Consider the following 14,928-nt stretch of genomic DNA (forward strand, 5'->3'; position numbering starts at 1 on the left):
AATCTGGTCTTAGTTGCCCCATCAGGGCAACTTTTTTTGTTTCAGACACAAACACCCAACGGTAGCTATTCCCGGGGTTACTGCGCAAGTAATGCGATCAATTCGCCGTGAATTGGGTGGCGGAGTCGCGGATGATGAGGGTGGTGGCCAGTTCCACGTGATGGGAGTCGACAGGGTCGCCGGCCGCCAGGCGTAACGCGGTGCGGAGGGCGACGGCGCCCATTTCGCGCAGGGGCTGTTTGACCGTGGTCAGGGGTGGTGAGGCGAGGCGGGCGACCTGGGTGTCGTCGAAGCCGACCACGCTGAGGTCTTCGGGGATCCGCAGGCCGCGGGAGCGGGCCGCCTCCATCACGCCGAGGGCGACCTCGTCGCTGCCGGCGAAGATCGCGCTCGGCCGGTCCGGCAGGTCGAGGAGGGCGGAGCCGCCGGCCACGCCGTCGTCGTACAGGAAGTCGCGTTGCCAGATGTAGTGCCGCGGTACGGAGGCGCTGGCGGCCTCCATCGCACTGCGGAAGCCACTCAGGCGCGCCTGGTTGCAGCCTGAGGTGGGCGGGCCGCCGAGGTAGGCGATCTGCCGGTGCCCGAGCTCGAGCAGGTGCTGGGTCGCGGCCATGCCGCCGGCGAAGTTGGTTGACCCGACGCTGGTCACGTCCGGCTCGGGGATGTTCGCGGGATCGATGACGACCAAGGGGAGCCGGGCTCGTGAGAGTGCGGCGAGGTCGGCGTCGGTGAGTTCGCTGGTGATCCCGATCGCGGCCCGGCGGCCGCCGGCGATCAGCTCGCGGATCCACCGGCTCGCGCGGTCCGTGACGGTGGACTCCCGCCGCGGATGCGCATTCAGTACGACGTCGACGTCGGCGGACTGTCCGGCCTCGACCACGCCCTGGATGACCTCGACCGAGTAGTTGTTCAAGGCCCCTTGGTAGAAGAGCTCGACCGAGTCCCGGACCACGGTCTCGGGACGGCGGCCGACGTACCCGTGCTGGTTGAGCAGTTCCTGCACCCGGGCGCGGGTCGCGGAGGAGACGTCGCTGCGGCCGTTGAGCACCTTGGAGACGGTCGCGATCGAGACACCGGCGGTGGTCGCGACGGTCGCCAGCGTCACGGCGGCCTTCGGTCGTGGCATCGTGTTCCCCCTTTTCGTGGACGGTCGATTATCGAAAAGTTTCGAACCGATTCGCAAGTCGCCGCACGGGTGAAAGACCAGCTCTATAACGCATTCGGCAATATTCGCCGACGTCTTGACAGTGGTATCACCGAAACCTACGTTACGAAACACCTTCACGGAGACGGAGATCACAGTGGAACCCCTGACGCCGCAACCGAATGGTCTGGCCCGTCGTACGTTTCTGAGCTTGGCGGCGGTCAGCATGCTGGCCGCCTGCGGCACGTCCGGCCCGAAGACCACGCCGGGTTCCACCGGTGGCGGCGCGGCCGGAAGCGGTGCGACGTACTGGTTCCTCACCGGGCAGCCGCAGCAGGGCATCCGGGAGGCGCAGGTCAAGCGGTTCAACGACGCGAACTCGGGCACGCAGCTGAAGACGACCGAGTTCCAGAACGACGCGTTCAAGCAGAAGATCAAGACCGCCATCGGGGCCGGGCAGGGACCGACGCTGATCTGGGGCTGGGGTGGCGGCGGGCTGAAGAGCTACGTGGATGCGGGTCAGGTCGAGGACCTGACCGACTTCTTCGGGCAGAATGCGGCGCTCAAGGAGTCGATCTTCCCGTCGGCCTTCGGGGCGGCGACGGTCGGCGGGAAGATCTACGCGATGCCGGTCGAGACCACGACGCCGATCGTGCTGTTCTACGACAAGCGCGCGTTCGACAAGATCGGTGCGCAGCCGCCGCAGTCGTGGGGCGACATCATGGACCTGGTGCCGAAGTTCAACGCCGCCAAGATCGCGCCGTTCTCGCTCGGCGGGCAGTCGCGCTGGACCAACATGATGTGGCTGGAGTTCCTGTTCGACCGGATCGGCGGCAGTGAGGTCTTCCAGAACATCTTCGAGGGCAAGGCGAACGGCTGGTCGGACCCGTCGGCGCTGAAGGCGCTCGACGAGATGCAGAAGCTGATCAAGGCCGGCGGGTTCATCAAGGGCTTCTCCTCGATCACCGCGGACTCCAACGCCGACCAGGCGCTGCTGTTCACCGGCAAGGCCGCGATGATGCTGCACGGCGCGTGGACCTACGGGAACATGAAGTCCGCTGGTGGGGACTTCGTGACCGGCGGTCACCTGGGTTACATGAACTTCCCCGGCGTCGACGGCGGCAAGGGCGATCCGAGCGACACGGTCGGCAACCCCGGGCAGTACCTGTCGATCTCGTCGAAGGCGAGTGCCGCCGACAAGGAGACCGCGAAGAAGTTCCTGGCCAACAACACGCTCGACGACGCGTCGGTCGACGCCTGGGTGAAGTCGGGGAGCATCTCGGTCGCGAAGAGCTCGAAGGACCGGCTGGCCGGGATCACCGACAAGAGCGACTCCGAGTGGCTGAACTTCGTCTACAACACCTCGGCGAACGCGAAGACCTTCGCGCAGTCGTGGGACCAGGCGCTCAGCCCGACCCAGGCCGAGACGCTGCTCGACAACATCGCCAAACTCTTCCAGCTGTCGATCTCACCCCAGCAGTTCGCCGACAGCATGAACGCGGTGATCGGCAAGTGAGCTCTGGTACGGCGGGTGGCCCGGGCCGAGTGGTCACCCGTCGTACTGGTTCCTCGCACGGGACCGGTGCGGTCGGGTGGATGGTGTTTCCGGCGCTGCTGATGTTCGTGGTGTTCGGGGTGGTGCCGCTGGTCGGCGTACTGGTGCTGAGCTTCGCGCAGTGGGACGGGTTGGGCCCGATTCATCCAGCGGGGCTGGCGAACTGGGGATCGGTGCTGTCCGATCCCGGCTTGCCGCATGCGATCTGGGTGACGTTCGAGATCATGATCCTGTCCTGGGCGGTGCAGACGCCGCTGAGTCTGCTGATCGGAACCTTCCTGGCCGGCCGGCAGCGGTACCGCGGGCTGCTCGCCGTGCTGTACTTCGTGCCGTTGCTGCTGAGCTCGGCCGCGATCGCCATTACTTACAAGGCGTTGCTGGACCCGAACTTCGGGCTCGGGGCCGGCCTCAAGATCGGGTTCCTCACCCAGGACTGGCTCGGCCGCAGTGGCCTCGCGGTCGGGGTGGTGATCTTCGTGGTGTCGTGGCAGTTCATCCCGTTCCACTCGCTGATCTATCAGGGCGGTGTCCGGCAGATCCCGACCACGATGTACGAGGCGGCCGAGATCGACGGGGCCGGGCGGATCCGGCAGTTCTTCAGTATCACGGTGCCGCAGCTGAAGTACACGATCATCACGTCGTCGACGCTGATGGTGGTCGGGTCGCTGACCTTCTTCGACCTGATCTTCGTGCTCACCGCGGGTGGTCCCGGCGATGCGACGCGGGTGCTCGCGTTGGACATGTACAAGCGTGGGTTCCAGGCGAACCTGATGGGCCCGGCAAGCGTGATCGCCGTACTGCTGGTGCTGATCGGTCTCGCGCTGGCGTTGCTGCTGCGCCGGCTCGGCGGCAGTACGACGGCCAGTCAGCAGGAGGGAGCCTGAGATGCGGAAACTGCTGCGGTTGAACTGGCTCGGCGGCTCGGCCGGATGGTTGTGGCTGGTAGTCGTGATGATCCCGCTGTACTGGATCGTGGTGACGAGTTTCAAGGACCAGTCGGCGTACTTCAGCCAGAATCCGTTCGCACTGCCGGATGCTCCGACGACGGCGAACTACCAGCTGGTGATCCAGTCCGACTTCCCGCGGTACTTCGTGAACAGCGTGATCGTCACGGCCGGCACGATCATCCCGGCGGTGGCGATCTCGTTCCTGGCGGCGTACGCGATCGTGCGTGGCGCCGGCAGCCGCTTCCTCGCCGGCGTCAACGGGTTGTTCCTGATGGGGCTCGCGATCCCACTGCAGGCGACCATCATCCCGGTCTACCTGCTGATCATCCGGATGCACCTGTACGACAGCCTGCTCGCGATCGTGCTGCCGTCGATCGCGTTCGCGATCCCGCTCTCCGTGCTGGTACTGACCAACTTCATCCGCGACGTCCCCAAGGAACTCTTCGAGTCCATGCGCGTCGACGGCGCCACCGAGTGGGGCATGCTGCGCACCCTCGCCCTACCGCTCACCCGGCCCGCGTTGGTGACGGTCGCGATCTACAACGGCCTCGGCGTCTGGAACGGCTTCCTGCTGCCCCTCATCCTCACCCAAAGCCCCGAACAACGCACCCTGCCCCTGGCCCTCTGGACCTTCCAAGGCCAATACAGCGTCAACGTCCCCGCCGTCCTCGCCTCCGTAGTCCTCACCACCCTCCCCATAGTCATCCTCTACGCCGTAGGCCGCCGCCAGCTCCTAAGCGGCCTAACCGCCGGCTTCAGCCGCTGAGCTATTCCCTGCGGTCGGCGATGGCGCGGGTGGTGAGCAGGGCAGCGGCGAGGAGGGCCGCGCTCAGAAGAGCTAGCAGGGTGAGCGGCAGAGCCGAGTTGGCGGGGGAGCGGTTGCTGTTGGAGAGGAGGCTCATGAGCGCGCGGATGGGGGAGATCCAGCGGATGAGTAGCACCGCGAGGAGGGCGGCGGCTGCGGTGAGCATGGCGATGCCGATGCGGGGGATGACGAGTCGGGAGCAGAGCAGGCCGATGGCGATTCCGACCAGGGCTGCGGTGAGGTGGGCGACGACGCCGATGGTGAGGATGCCGGCGGTGACGACGTGCTTGCCGGTGATGAGCGGGTAGCAGAGGCCGATCACGATCAGTGGGACGCACCAGGTGAGGATCACCGCGACGGTCATCGCGAGGACCTTGGCCGAGCTGCCGATCATCACGAGGGTGATCCGGCGTTGGGTCGGGTCCTCGTGGTTGACGATCGAGACGGTCAGCCAGGTGGTGCACACGAGCATCGCCAGGACACAGAACGCGTACGACGACTGGAGCGGTCCGTTGTCCGACGTCGTACCGACCGCGAGCGCAGCAAGGAAGATCAGGGTCGGCGGCAGGTACCGCTGGGACAGCAGCACGCTGGTCATCAGAAATCGGTAGAGAGCGCTCACCGGGCGTTCACCTTCCGCACCGAACAGCCTTGGGAGAGCGCCGCCAGCAGTACCGCATCGTGTTGCCCGGTCGGTACGACGAGCGTCGTACCGGCGGCGCCGTGAAGAACCTCGAGCACCTCGGGCCGCGTGGACCAGTCGAGTTCGGGACCTGGCGCCAGCACGATCTCCGTCAGTGCGCCGGGGTGGGAAACGTCGTGGAGCGCTCTCTCGTGCAGCTCGCAGGTTCTGGTCGCCGTGGAGCGGACGGTGTCGGTGGAGTGCTCCGTGAACGCGACGGCGGCGCCGGCGTGAGCGGTCTCGGTGAGAAGCTCGCGGAGAGTCGCATGAGCGGTTGCGTCGAGGCCGGCCCACGGCTCGTCGAGGACGAGCAGCTCAGGCGGTGTCAGCAACGCCTGCGCGAGCGCGACCTTCTGCGCGTTCCCCTTGGACAGCTTCCGCATCGGCGTATCCGCGCCACCGGTCAACGCGAGCCGCTCGAGCAACACCGAAGAGCGCTCTCTCGCCGTTCCCGAACTGAGCCCGCGAATCCGGCCCAGGTGCCGCAAGTACGCCGACGCCGACAACCGGTCGTGCGACGTGAACACATCCGGCACGTAGCTGACCACCTGCGCGGACCGTCGTACCGTCCCCGAGGTCGGTCGCGACAACCCGACCATCAGCTTCAGAACGGTCGACTTCCCCGACCCGTTCGCACCGACCAACGCGAGCAGCTCACCGGCCTCGACCCGCAGATCGACCTCACTGAGGATCTCCCGTCGCCCGTACCGCTTCGAGACGTTCGTCAGCCGCACAGCCTCCATGCCCAGACCCTATCCGCGTCGGGTTCATGATCCGGGAGAGCGGAACGGTCAGAGCGACCGAGGCAACCAGCGAGGCGGCGGCGAAGAGAGCGATTGCCGGGGCCGGAGCGGTGAGGTCGGCGAGAGTACCGGCGAGGATGGCGCAGATGCCGAACGTCGTCATCCGGAGGGCGGACTCGATGCCGAGGACCTGGCCGCGTTGATCCGGGGGAGTGAGTTCGACGAGCACCTCTTGCTGGGCGAGCGAGGCGGCGTAGCCGCAGCTGCCCAGCGCAACGGCGGCGGCGAGGAGGACGAGCGGGAGGTCGAGGGCGAAGGCCAGGAACGGGACACCCAGGACGAACCGGAGGTACTGACCGGCGCGGCGACGTTGGGTGCGGGTGAGGAACCGTCCGACCACGAGGTCGCCGGACAGCATGCCGGCGGCTCCGGCTGCGAGAAGCCAGCCGGCGTGCGCACCGGCGTACGGGACGAAAAGTGCTTCGCAGCCGACGATCAGGCCGTTGGGGATGGTGAGGGCGAGCAGCAGCGGCCTGGTACGCGCCTGGCTGAGTAGGCGGCGGTTGCCGCGCCAGGTTTCGGCGAGGCTGGTCCGGGCGCCGCGGCGCGGGGCGCGGTCGCGGAGGCCGAAGCGGATGACCGGGATCGTGAGTGCGGAGCACGCGGTCGCCAGCCAGAGGACCGTGGACGGGCTCATTGCCTGTAGCAACAATCCCGCGATGCCGAAGCCGGCGATCTGCATGGCGCCGACGGACAGGTTCATCGCCGAGCGGCCGAGGATGAACTGGTCCGCGGCGACGATGTCGTTGAGCAGCCCCCAGCGGACACCGGAGCCGATCGACAACCCGTAGGCGACCACGAGTGCGAGTCCCAGCCGGGCCGCGGCCGGAAGTTGGAAGGCGGCCTGAGCGGTGACCGCCACGGTCGAGAGGACGGCGAGTACGACGAGGATCCGGCGCGGGCGCGCGGTGTCGGCCGCCGACATCAGCGTCGAGACGCCGAGTACCTGCGCGAGCGACGGACCGAACATGACGAGCGCCGCGAGGAGGGCCGAGCCGGTCGCCGCGTTCACGAGCAAGGCGAGCGTCAGGCTGGTCATGGTCGAGGAGGCGTTGCCGAGCGCGCTCCCGATCCACAGACTGCGGAACTCGGCGTTCGCAAAGATCTGCCGATAGGTCGGCGTTCCGGCAGCCGCGGCGACAGGCGGTCCACCAGGTACGGCGGGTGCGGTGGACGGGGTGATCGGTGGGGACTGGGTCATGGTTGGAAGCTTCGGTGGTGACACTGCCGGGTCCTACAGTTTCGGATGGAGGCGAAACCTTGTCCGAGTTTCTCGTCGACGCCGACACCTTGGCGAACGCCCGATTCGCCACGTCCGAGCTCACCGAGACGGTGTCGGCGCTCAAGTTGCTGCTGCGGCCGGTCGAGCCCTGGTTCCGCGCCTGGAAGGACACGCACCGGCCGGCGTTCGAGGCGCGGCTGGCCGCCGAGCCGGTCTGGGCGGCGTTGCTGGAGAGCGCTTTCGGGCGTAGCTGGACCGCGGACTTCCTGACCAGCCTGCCGCTCGATCCCGACGCCAAGCTGGCCGACGAACTCGACGCGCTCTTACGCCTGACCGACGACGAGATCCGCGCGGATCTGCGGGTCGTGCGTGACCCCCTGCCCGCGATCCTGGAATCGGAGAGCGCTCTCGCTGCGAGCGTCGCGGATCTCCTCACCTGGGTCTGGACACACACCGTCGAGCCGGATTGGCCGCGACGCCGCCGCCTGCTCCAGGCCGACATCGTATCGCGGACCGCGCGCCTCAGCGAGCAGGGCTGGTCCGGCGTGCTGCGTGGGCTGGGACCCGACGTGCAGTGGCTTGGCGACGGGCGGATTCAGGTGAACCGCTGGGACTACCCGGTGACCGACGTCCGCGGTCGTTCGCTGATGTTCATCGCCACGCATACCCAACGCGTCAGTGTCAGTTGGCGACTGCCGGACCGGTTCGCCCTGACCTACCCGGTGACCGGCATCTTCGCCGGAACGCGAGCCTTGGCGGAGCCTCTGGTTGACCTCCTCGGCCGCAACCGCGCCCGGATCCTCACCGCCGCCATCGACCCGATCAGTACGACGGCCTTGGTCGCCGCCACCGGCCTGTCCCTCGCAACCATCTCCGACCACCTCCGGATCCTGACAGCGGCCGGTCTGCTCGAGCGACGCCGTTCCGGTCGCTCGGTCCTGTACTGGCAGTCCGACACCGGCCACCGCGTCACCCAACTCCCACCGGAATCTCCCCAGCAACTCGCCTAGGAATCCGGAAGTGGGATGTCCGGAACGAGCCCTAGCATCGGCTCATGGACCTGGAGTTCAGCGGCGAGGTCATCGAGTGGCGCGGCCCAGCGCCGTACTACTTCGTGCCGGTTCCGGACGAGGAGAGCGCCGACCTGCGGGCCGCGGCCGTGGGGTATCGGGCGTGGGGGATGCTGCCGGTCCGAGTCCGGATCGGCAGCGCCGGCTGGAAGACCTCGTTGTGGCCGAAGGACGGTAGCTACCTCCTGCCGCTGAAGGACGCCGTACGGAAGCCTGCAGGTCTGGACGCGGGTGATGCCGTGGAGGTTCGGTTGACGTTTGAGCCGGTGCCGCAGGTCGCGCAGAAACCTCGGGAGAGCGCTCCCGGCCGCGCGGGTCCCGGGAGCCTGTCCGGGCGGATCAGCTCAGGATCGTGCCGGCCAACGAGGCGGCGTGGGAGGACCTGCAGGCGATCTTCGGTACGACGGGGGACACGTCGCGCTGCTGGTGTCAGCGGTTCCGGATGTTGCCGAAGGAGACCTGGCGGACTGAGGGGCCGGAGGAGCTTGCTGCCCGCCTGCGCGATCAGACGGCCTGCGGTGATCGGAAGGCGTCGGCGACGAGCGGCTTGGTCGCGTATCTCGACGGTGAGCCGGTGGCGTGGTGTGCAGTTGCGCCGCGGGCGGATCACCCGAGGTTGTTGCGCGACAACCGCGTCCCCTGGGAAGGGCGTCAGGAGGACAAGGCGGACGCGACCGTCTGGGCGGTGACGTGTTTCGTCACCCGCGTCGGCTATCGGCGGCGAGGTATCAGCAGCGCCCTCGCCCGAGCCGCCGCGGACTTTGCCCGTGACCGCGGCGCCCGAGCCGTCGAGGGCTACCCGGATTTCGTGGACGGCGGATCCGTCGGGACGCTCGCCATGTTCGCCGACGCCGGCTTCACCGAGGTCAGCCGCCCGGGCCGTCGCCGCGCCGTACTGCGGATCGACTTCTGAGGGGGTGGAACGGGCGGGGATAGTTGGGGGTATGACGAGTTCGGTGGGCGAGCCAGCGGCCGGTACGGCGCAACTGGCTTCGCGGCGGGTGTTGGGGCGGGAGGTCTGGTTGGTGCTGGCGCTGTCGCTCGGGGCCTCCGGGGTGGCGGCGCTCATCTCGTTCACGGGGATCTTGACGTCGGCCAAGCCGATCAGTGGGCAGACGGCGGTGATCGTGGGGTCGCGGGCACCGGGACGGCCTTGGCTGGATCTGGCGTGGCAGGTGTTCGCGGTGGTGACGGCGCTGGTGCCGGTGGCGTTGGTGGGGCACTTTCTGCTGCGGGGTGGGGAGTCGCTGCGGACGATCGGGTTCGATCTGGGGGAGCGACTGCGGGATCTGGGCCGGGGGACCGCGGTCGCGGCGGTGATCGGTGGGGCCGGGCTGGGGTTCTATCTGCTGGCCTACGCGTCGGGGGCCAATTTGAGCGTGGATCCGGCGCAGTTGCCGGACTACTGGTGGCGGATCCCGATTCTGATCGCGGTCGCCGCGCAGAACGCCGTACTGGAGGAAGTGATCGTGCTGGGGTACCTGAACCGGCGGCTCGATCAGCTGGGGTGGTCGGTACGGCGCAGTACGGCGGCGAGCGCGTTGCTGCGCGGGTCGTACCACCTGTATCAGGGCGCCGGCGGGTTCGCGGGGAACGTGATCATGGGGGTGATCTTCTGTTATCTGTACCGGCGGTGGGGCCGGGTGATGCCGCTGGTCGTGGCGCATACGGTGATCGACATCGTGGCGCTGGTCGGGGCGACGTACCTGATCGGGAAGGTCGGCTGGCTACCCGGGTCGTAACCCATCGATGCTTCGTCAGGTTGAGAAGGGCGTGACACTCAACGGGGAAATCGAAATCGTTCACGACACCACGCCCGCGCAGCCGGAGATCCACCCGCCGCAGACGCAGCCGCCCGCCATCGACGCGGGCCTGGCCGCTGCGGCCCTGGCCGTATTTGCGCACCGGCACGAGGTCGTGCACCTGCTGTACGCGGCGACCGACGAGCCGGACGCGCTCGCCCGGATCGCCAACCTGTTGAAGGTGGACGAGTCCACCATCGGGCGGGTGCTCGACCAGCCGCTGCGCTGGATGCTGCCGCAGTTCCGGGCCGAGCTGGAGACGATCTCCGCGACGCCGGGCTGAGATCCGGCTACCGTGTCCCGGTGCAGAGCTATCAGGCGGACCTCCTCGAGATCGCGGACGAGCTGACCGAGGCGTACGTGGAGGTGTTCACGGCACCGCCGTTCGAGCATCGGGACCCGGCCGAGACCCGCGCCGCCTTCCGGCAACGGCTGGAGGGCGACGTGCTGCGCGACGGCTTCCAGGCGTGGATCGAGCGGTCCGACGACGGGCGGATCTCCGGATTCGTCACGGGGTGGACCACGCCTGCCCCGTTCCGGACGGACCGGTCGTACGGAAGCGTGCTGAAGCGGCTGGGGCCCGAACAGGTCGACGAACTGCTGGTCGGTGCGCTCGAGATCGACGAACTCGGCGTACTGGCGCACGCTCGCGGTACCGGCCTCGGTCGCAAGCTCCTGGAGACGGCCACCGCCGAGCGTCCCCGCGCCTGGCTCCTGGCGTGGAACCAGAACTTCGACACCCTGGCCTTCTACCGTCGCCTCGGCTGGATCGAGCCCGAGGTCCGCGGCCCGGAGACCGACATCATCGTCTTCGTCGCCCCAAGTCGCTAGCGTCCGAGAACACGCCGACCACGTACTGCGGGCGTTCGGACGTTAGGGCGGTTACAGGGCGAAGAGGGCCTCGGCGTTCTGGTGGTGGATGGCTTCGGCTTCGGCGGGGGTGAGGGCGGCGGCGGTGAGGGCGCCGAGGGCGACCGAGGGGTCGATGAGGGTGGCGTCGGTGCCGAACATCAGGCGGGTGGGGCCGATCCGGTCGAGGATCCAGCGGATGCGGTCGGCGTCGGGGGCGGACCAGCAGGGCTCGAACCAGATGTTGCCGGCGCGGCGGGCGGCTTCGGGGACCTGGCGCCAGGCGCCGGCGCCCATGTGACCGGCGATCAGGCGGGCGTCGGGGACTCGGGCCGCCAGATCGGCGAGGTCGAGAACGGTGTCGCCCCAGGTGTGGACGAGGGTGGGCAGGCCGAACTCGGTGGTGAGCTCGATCGCGGCCTGCATGGCGGGGCTGGTGATCGGGGTGCGGCTGTACTCGGTGTGGATCTTGGCGCCGACCCAGCGATCGTTGCCGGTGACGAGGTCGCGGAGGTCGGCGCGCGCCTCGTCGAGACGGCGGGGGTCGACGACGAGCATGCCGCGGAGGCGGTCGTCGGCCGGGAGCTGCTCGGCGAGCGCACGGTTGCCCGCGGGAGCGTCGTACACGATGGATTCGATCGAGGAGACCAGTTGCAGGTCGATGCCGAAGCGGTCCATCAGGTCGAGGTTGACCTCGATCGGGCCGACCTCCATCGAGAAGAACCACGGACCCCAGTGGGCGTGGACGTCGATCAGCATCACGGCTCCAGCAGCTTGGTCAGGGACTGACTGCCCGCCTGGGCGATCTCGGCCGCGGTCAGCTTCGAGCTGAGCAGGCGGCCGAGCACGGAGTAGGTCTCGTGGAACGGCGTCCGGGTGCCGAAGACCAGGCGGTCCGCGCCGACCTCGGCCGCGACGATCTCCAACGAGTCCGGCCCGGTCAGCATCCGGGTCGAGGTGTGGAACCCGGGCTCCGCGCGCGCCAGCAGTACGAAGTCGCCCAGGTAGTAGAAATGCGTGTCCAGGAACACCACGCGCGCCCCGAGCCCCCGCAGCGCCGGCCCGCTCACCCGCACGTCGCCCTCGACGAACAGGGTCAGCCCCGCCGCCACGACCAGCTGCGCCACATGCCCGAAGGACGGGTACGACGGATCAACCGCCTGCGCCGTCGGAGCCAACCGAATCCCGGCGGGCCGCTCGCTCGCCAGCAACCGCTCCAGCTCCCGCTCGGCCCCCAGCGGATCGCGCAGATCGAGCACCGGGCAGTTCGTCCAACCGTTGCCCTCAGCAACCTCCCGGGCTTCGTCGTTTCCGGACGGTACGTCGAAATGCACCGCCCGCAACGAGGACACCACCCCACCGGAGATCCCGGTCCCGGCGAACACCTCCCGAACTCGCTCCGGACGGCTCCACCGGCCGGTGGTCACGTCATGCCCGACCAGGATGTCGCAGTCGAGCAGCAGTGGTGCGTCGGTCATGAGGCTCCCAGGGCGGTGTGCACCTTGCGGATCGCGGTGGCGATGTCGTCCACATCCGCGCCGCTGTAGTTCTCGTTCCAGGGCAGTACGAGCAAGCGGCGCTCGATCAGCTCCTCGGCGTTCGGGCACAGGCCCGGTGGGTACTCGATGTCGCCGAGCGGGAAGCCGGAGTCGCCGTACGTGATCTTCGAGCGCAGGGCCGGAGCGGCGTACAACGGTTCCCTGAGATATCCAGGCGTGCAAGGGACGCCTTCGGCCGTGAGCGCGGCCGCCCAGGGGTTGATGTTGCCGTCCAGGATCAACGGATACTGCCAGTAGACGTGATCGTCGTCGTCCCGGGGCGGCAGGAGACCGATCAGGTCGCCGATGCCGGCGGTCAGCTTGCCCGCGCTGGTACGACGGTCGTCCACGATCTGCGCGAGTCGGGTCAATTGCACCCGCGTGACCGCGGCGGCGAGCTCGGTCATCCGGTAGTTCAGCGCGAGGAAGAGGTATGTCCGCTCGTCCGTGTCGCGCGGCCAGCCCTTGTCGGTGAACAGTCGCATCCGCCGCGCCAGCGCCGCATCGTCGGTCACCACGAGTCCGCCGTCACCAGCGCTGATGTGCTTGCTCTGCTGCAGGCTGAAGCATCCGATGTCGCCGATCCGCCCGGCGTAAACGTCGCCGACTGGCGCGAGATACGCCTGCGCGCAGTCCTCGATCAGCAGCAGACCATGCTTGTCGCACAGCGCCCGCAGCGCGCGGATCGGCGCCGGCTTGCCGAACAGATGGACCGCCAGCACCGCCTTCGTCCGCGGCGTGATCGCAGCCTCGACGGCGGCCGGATCCAGGTTTCCCGTCGCCAGATCGACATCGGCAAACACCGGTACGGCGTTCTGCATCAGGATCGGGAAGACCGTCCCCATGTCACTGATCGGCGTGGTGATGATCTCGTCACCCGGCTCCGGATTGACCGCGGCCACGGCCAGGTGCAGGGCCGCCGTACCGGAGCTGCAGGCAACGGCATGGCCCGCACCCATCAACGACGCGAACTCCTGCTCGAGCGCCGGCACTTCGGAGCCCCAGGTGGCGGAGAGGATGCCGCTGCGCAGCACGCGCTCGGCCGCCGCGACCTCTTCGTCGCCGAAGCGCCGGCCGGAGGCGTTGAAGACCGAGGGGAGGGGAGTCGACCGGACCGGGGTCCCGCCGTGCACGGCCAGCTCAGGCATAGGGCCCCCTGGTGGTAATTACGGTCATGGCTGTAATTACCACCGACCCTACTAGATCAGAGGTGCACGCGGTAGACGACCAACGGCCGTCCGCTGCCGGTCCCGATCTGGGTACCGGTCGCATCCGCGAGGCCGGCCCGCTCCAGCCGGTTCAGTACGCGCCGGGCCGTACGCGGCTGGATGCCCAGATGCTCGGCCACCGACCGCGTGGTCACCCCGTCCTCCGGCTCAGCGTGCACGAGTTCCTGCAGCCGCTCGAGCGTTGCCTTCGATAGCCCCGCGCGCTGAGCGAGGAGCTGAAGCTTCGACCGCTGCTGTGCGCGCGGCGTCGCGCCGCCGACCAGGATCAGGTCGATGTCGTTGCGCAGCGAGACGACCGCCGCGGTCCGCCCGGCCGTCTTGGCGCGTCCCAGTGCACGCTTCGCCAGCGCCTCGGTCTCGATCCCGGAACCGCCGATCCCGAACCCGATCCGCACCGGCCCGAACTGTTCCTTCAGCCGGTTCAGCATCCCGAGTTCGGTGAACGACGCGGTTGCCTGCTCAAGCGGTCCGCGCGTGGCCACCACGAGATACCGCTTGTCGTCGTACGGGATGACGCTGCCGCCGAGCGAGCCGGCCTCGCGCCGCAGCGCGACCTCACCGGCGGCGGCGATCTCCACCAGGCCGAGCGCGATCTGAGCGTCATCGCTGCGCAGTGAGTCGTGGACGAGCAGCAGGCTGTTCAGCGCGCTGCGCACGGAGTGGATCGACGGCGCGAGCCGGATGGTCGGCCGCTCGGTGCGAAGCTTGTCGTACGCCGACCGCAGGCAGGTGATCGCGACCGTCGCCTTGGCGGCCCGGTGGAACTCCAGTACGTCGTCCGAGCTCAGCCCCGGCCGGTACGGCAGCACCTTGACGCCGCGGGTCGGCAGCCCGGCCTCGGCCAGCGTCTCGTGCACCTGGGCCTCGTCCAGTACGTCGATGCTCATCGACTTGATGTCCTGGCCGTCACCGAGCAGCTCGACGAGCGCGCGCAGCAGCGTGGCACCCGTGTACTCGACGTGGGTCGCCGGGCGGTCGAGCAGGTCGTTCGCCGCGGCGATCTGGTACGGGACGACACCCGTGAACAGCCAGGCGTCGACGCTGGGTGGCGCCGCGGCCATCACCTTCGGGGTATCGGTCTCCCGGCGGTACTTCAGAGGCAGAACCTCGATACCGCGCTGGGATCCGATGATCTTGCAGGTGGAGGTGACCAGGTCCGACGGCCCGACCACCCCGATCGTCGTCACCATCGCCCGGCTGCCTGTCTCACCGGGTCAGTCTCGTCAGATCACCGAGCCCTCGCAACAACCCGCGCCGTACGGCGGCCCGCGTGGTTCTGGAC

General features: G+C 68.4%; 16 protein-coding genes and 1 pseudogene. 9 read left to right on the top strand and 8 right to left on the bottom strand.

Annotated elements, in window-relative coordinates:
• Positions 1–97: 97 nt before the first annotated feature.
• Positions 98–1,126 carry a LacI family DNA-binding transcriptional regulator gene (locus ACIA49_RS25605; RefSeq protein ID WP_396379851.1) on the bottom strand — a complete coding sequence of 343 codons (1,029 nt, stop codon included), beginning with the start codon at positions 1,124–1,126 and terminating at the stop codon, positions 98–100.
• A 175-nt stretch (positions 1,127–1,301) separates the two neighbouring features.
• Here ACIA49_RS25605 and ACIA49_RS25610 point away from each other — a divergent pair, with 175 nt between their 5' ends.
• The 3 genes from ACIA49_RS25610 to ACIA49_RS25620 are packed head-to-tail and all read left to right on the top strand — an operon-like array spanning position 1,302 to position 4,412.
• Positions 1,302–2,660 carry an extracellular solute-binding protein gene (locus tag ACIA49_RS25610; RefSeq protein WP_396379852.1) on the top strand — a complete coding sequence of 453 codons (1,359 nt, stop codon included), beginning with the start codon at positions 1,302–1,304 and terminating at the stop codon, positions 2,658–2,660.
• A complete protein-coding gene (locus ACIA49_RS25615; RefSeq protein WP_396379853.1) occupies positions 2,657–3,583 on the top strand; it encodes a carbohydrate ABC transporter permease in 927 nt (308 codons plus the stop codon). Before ACIA49_RS25610 ends, ACIA49_RS25615 begins: the two co-directional genes overlap by 4 nt.
• A 1-nt stretch (position 3,584) precedes the next feature.
• Entirely contained in the window at positions 3,585–4,412 is an 828-nt protein-coding gene (locus ACIA49_RS25620) for a carbohydrate ABC transporter permease (protein ID WP_396379854.1), read from the top strand.
• A gap of 1 nt (position 4,413) precedes the next feature.
• On the opposite strand, the gene ACIA49_RS25625 is transcribed toward ACIA49_RS25620, so the two are convergent.
• Genes ACIA49_RS25625 through ACIA49_RS25635 form a run of 3 tightly spaced genes read right to left on the bottom strand, consistent with a single transcriptional unit; the run spans position 4,414 to position 7,137 of the window.
• Entirely contained in the window at positions 4,414–5,073 is a 660-nt protein-coding gene (locus ACIA49_RS25625) for a hypothetical protein (RefSeq protein WP_396379855.1), read from the bottom strand.
• Positions 5,070–5,876: an ABC transporter ATP-binding protein gene (locus ACIA49_RS25630; protein WP_396379856.1), complete on the bottom strand. Its 807-nt coding sequence runs from the start codon at positions 5,874–5,876 to the stop codon at positions 5,070–5,072. The genes ACIA49_RS25625 and ACIA49_RS25630 overlap by 4 nt, the downstream gene beginning before the upstream one ends.
• A complete protein-coding gene (locus ACIA49_RS25635; RefSeq protein ID WP_396379857.1) occupies positions 5,815–7,137 on the bottom strand; it encodes a hypothetical protein in 1,323 nt (440 codons plus the stop codon). The genes ACIA49_RS25630 and ACIA49_RS25635 overlap by 62 nt, the downstream gene beginning before the upstream one ends.
• 59 nt (positions 7,138–7,196) lie before the next feature.
• Here ACIA49_RS25635 and ACIA49_RS25640 point away from each other — a divergent pair, with 59 nt between their 5' ends.
• From ACIA49_RS25640 to ACIA49_RS25665, 6 genes and pseudogenes are all read left to right on the top strand, one after another.
• On the top strand, positions 7,197–8,168 hold the full coding sequence (locus ACIA49_RS25640) for a helix-turn-helix domain-containing protein (RefSeq protein ID WP_396379858.1): 972 nt from the start codon (positions 7,197–7,199) through the stop codon (positions 8,166–8,168).
• A gap of 44 nt (positions 8,169–8,212) precedes the next feature.
• Positions 8,213–8,470 (top strand): annotated as a pseudogene (locus ACIA49_RS25645) (DUF1905 domain-containing protein); the annotation flags it as partial.
• 110 nt (positions 8,471–8,580) lie between these two features.
• Positions 8,581–9,141, top strand: coding sequence for a GNAT family N-acetyltransferase (locus ACIA49_RS25650; protein ID WP_396379859.1), 561 nt, complete (start codon positions 8,581–8,583; stop codon positions 9,139–9,141).
• Between the two features lie 31 nt (positions 9,142–9,172).
• Positions 9,173–9,970: a CPBP family intramembrane glutamic endopeptidase gene (locus ACIA49_RS25655; RefSeq protein ID WP_396379860.1), complete on the top strand. Its 798-nt coding sequence runs from the start codon at positions 9,173–9,175 to the stop codon at positions 9,968–9,970.
• Between the two features lie 7 nt (positions 9,971–9,977).
• The gene (locus tag ACIA49_RS25660; RefSeq protein ID WP_396379861.1) at positions 9,978–10,313 is read left to right on the top strand and encodes a hypothetical protein; all 336 of its coding nucleotides are present in this window, start codon (positions 9,978–9,980) and stop codon (positions 10,311–10,313) included.
• Positions 10,314–10,333: 20 nt separating this feature from the next.
• Positions 10,334–10,861: a GNAT family N-acetyltransferase gene (locus tag ACIA49_RS25665; RefSeq protein WP_396379862.1), complete on the top strand. Its 528-nt coding sequence runs from the start codon at positions 10,334–10,336 to the stop codon at positions 10,859–10,861.
• Positions 10,862–10,912: 51 nt separating this feature from the next.
• Here ACIA49_RS25665 and ACIA49_RS25670 read toward each other — a convergent pair whose 3' ends face one another.
• Genes ACIA49_RS25670 through ACIA49_RS25685 form a run of 4 tightly spaced genes read right to left on the bottom strand, consistent with a single transcriptional unit; the run spans position 10,913 to position 14,836 of the window.
• A complete protein-coding gene (locus tag ACIA49_RS25670; RefSeq protein ID WP_396379863.1) occupies positions 10,913–11,638 on the bottom strand; it encodes an amidohydrolase family protein in 726 nt (241 codons plus the stop codon).
• A complete protein-coding gene (locus tag ACIA49_RS25675) occupies positions 11,638–12,357 on the bottom strand; it encodes a hypothetical protein (RefSeq protein ID WP_396379864.1) in 720 nt (239 codons plus the stop codon). The genes ACIA49_RS25670 and ACIA49_RS25675 overlap by 1 nt, the downstream gene beginning before the upstream one ends.
• Positions 12,354–13,565 carry a DegT/DnrJ/EryC1/StrS family aminotransferase gene (locus ACIA49_RS25680; protein ID WP_396379865.1) on the bottom strand — a complete coding sequence of 404 codons (1,212 nt, stop codon included), beginning with the start codon at positions 13,563–13,565 and terminating at the stop codon, positions 12,354–12,356. The genes ACIA49_RS25675 and ACIA49_RS25680 overlap by 4 nt, the downstream gene beginning before the upstream one ends.
• A 56-nt stretch (positions 13,566–13,621) precedes the next feature.
• A complete protein-coding gene (locus ACIA49_RS25685) occupies positions 13,622–14,836 on the bottom strand; it encodes a helix-turn-helix domain-containing protein (RefSeq protein WP_396379866.1) in 1,215 nt (404 codons plus the stop codon).
• Between the last annotated feature and the right edge of the window lie 92 nt (positions 14,837–14,928).

Source organism: Kribbella sp. NPDC051587 (genome assembly GCF_044453945.1).
Classification (GTDB): domain Bacteria; phylum Actinomycetota; class Actinomycetes; order Propionibacteriales; family Kribbellaceae; genus Kribbella.

Bases quoted from the DNA above. Each gene is read 5' to 3' on its own strand.
- ACIA49_RS25605 (WP_396379851.1), bottom strand. From the start codon at position 1,126: ATGCCACGACCGAAGGCCGCCGTGACGCTGGCGACCGTCGCGACCACC.
- ACIA49_RS25620 (WP_396379854.1), top strand. From the start codon at position 3,585: ATGCGGAAACTGCTGCGGTTGAACTGGCTCGGCGGCTCGGCCGGATGG.
- ACIA49_RS25630 (WP_396379856.1), bottom strand. From the start codon at position 5,876: ATGGAGGCTGTGCGGCTGACGAACGTCTCGAAGCGGTACGGGCGACGG.
- ACIA49_RS25635 (WP_396379857.1), bottom strand. From the start codon at position 7,137: ATGACCCAGTCCCCACCGATCACCCCGTCCACCGCACCCGCCGTACCT.
- ACIA49_RS25655 (WP_396379860.1), top strand. From the start codon at position 9,173: ATGACGAGTTCGGTGGGCGAGCCAGCGGCCGGTACGGCGCAACTGGCT.
- ACIA49_RS25660 (WP_396379861.1), top strand. From the start codon at position 9,978: ATGCTTCGTCAGGTTGAGAAGGGCGTGACACTCAACGGGGAAATCGAA.
- ACIA49_RS25670 (WP_396379863.1), bottom strand. From the start codon at position 11,638: ATGCTGATCGACGTCCACGCCCACTGGGGTCCGTGGTTCTTCTCGATG.
- ACIA49_RS25675 (WP_396379864.1), bottom strand. From the start codon at position 12,357: ATGACCGACGCACCACTGCTGCTCGACTGCGACATCCTGGTCGGGCAT.
- ACIA49_RS25680 (WP_396379865.1), bottom strand. From the start codon at position 13,565: ATGCCTGAGCTGGCCGTGCACGGCGGGACCCCGGTCCGGTCGACTCCC.
- ACIA49_RS25685 (WP_396379866.1), bottom strand. From the start codon at position 14,836: ATGGTGACGACGATCGGGGTGGTCGGGCCGTCGGACCTGGTCACCTCC.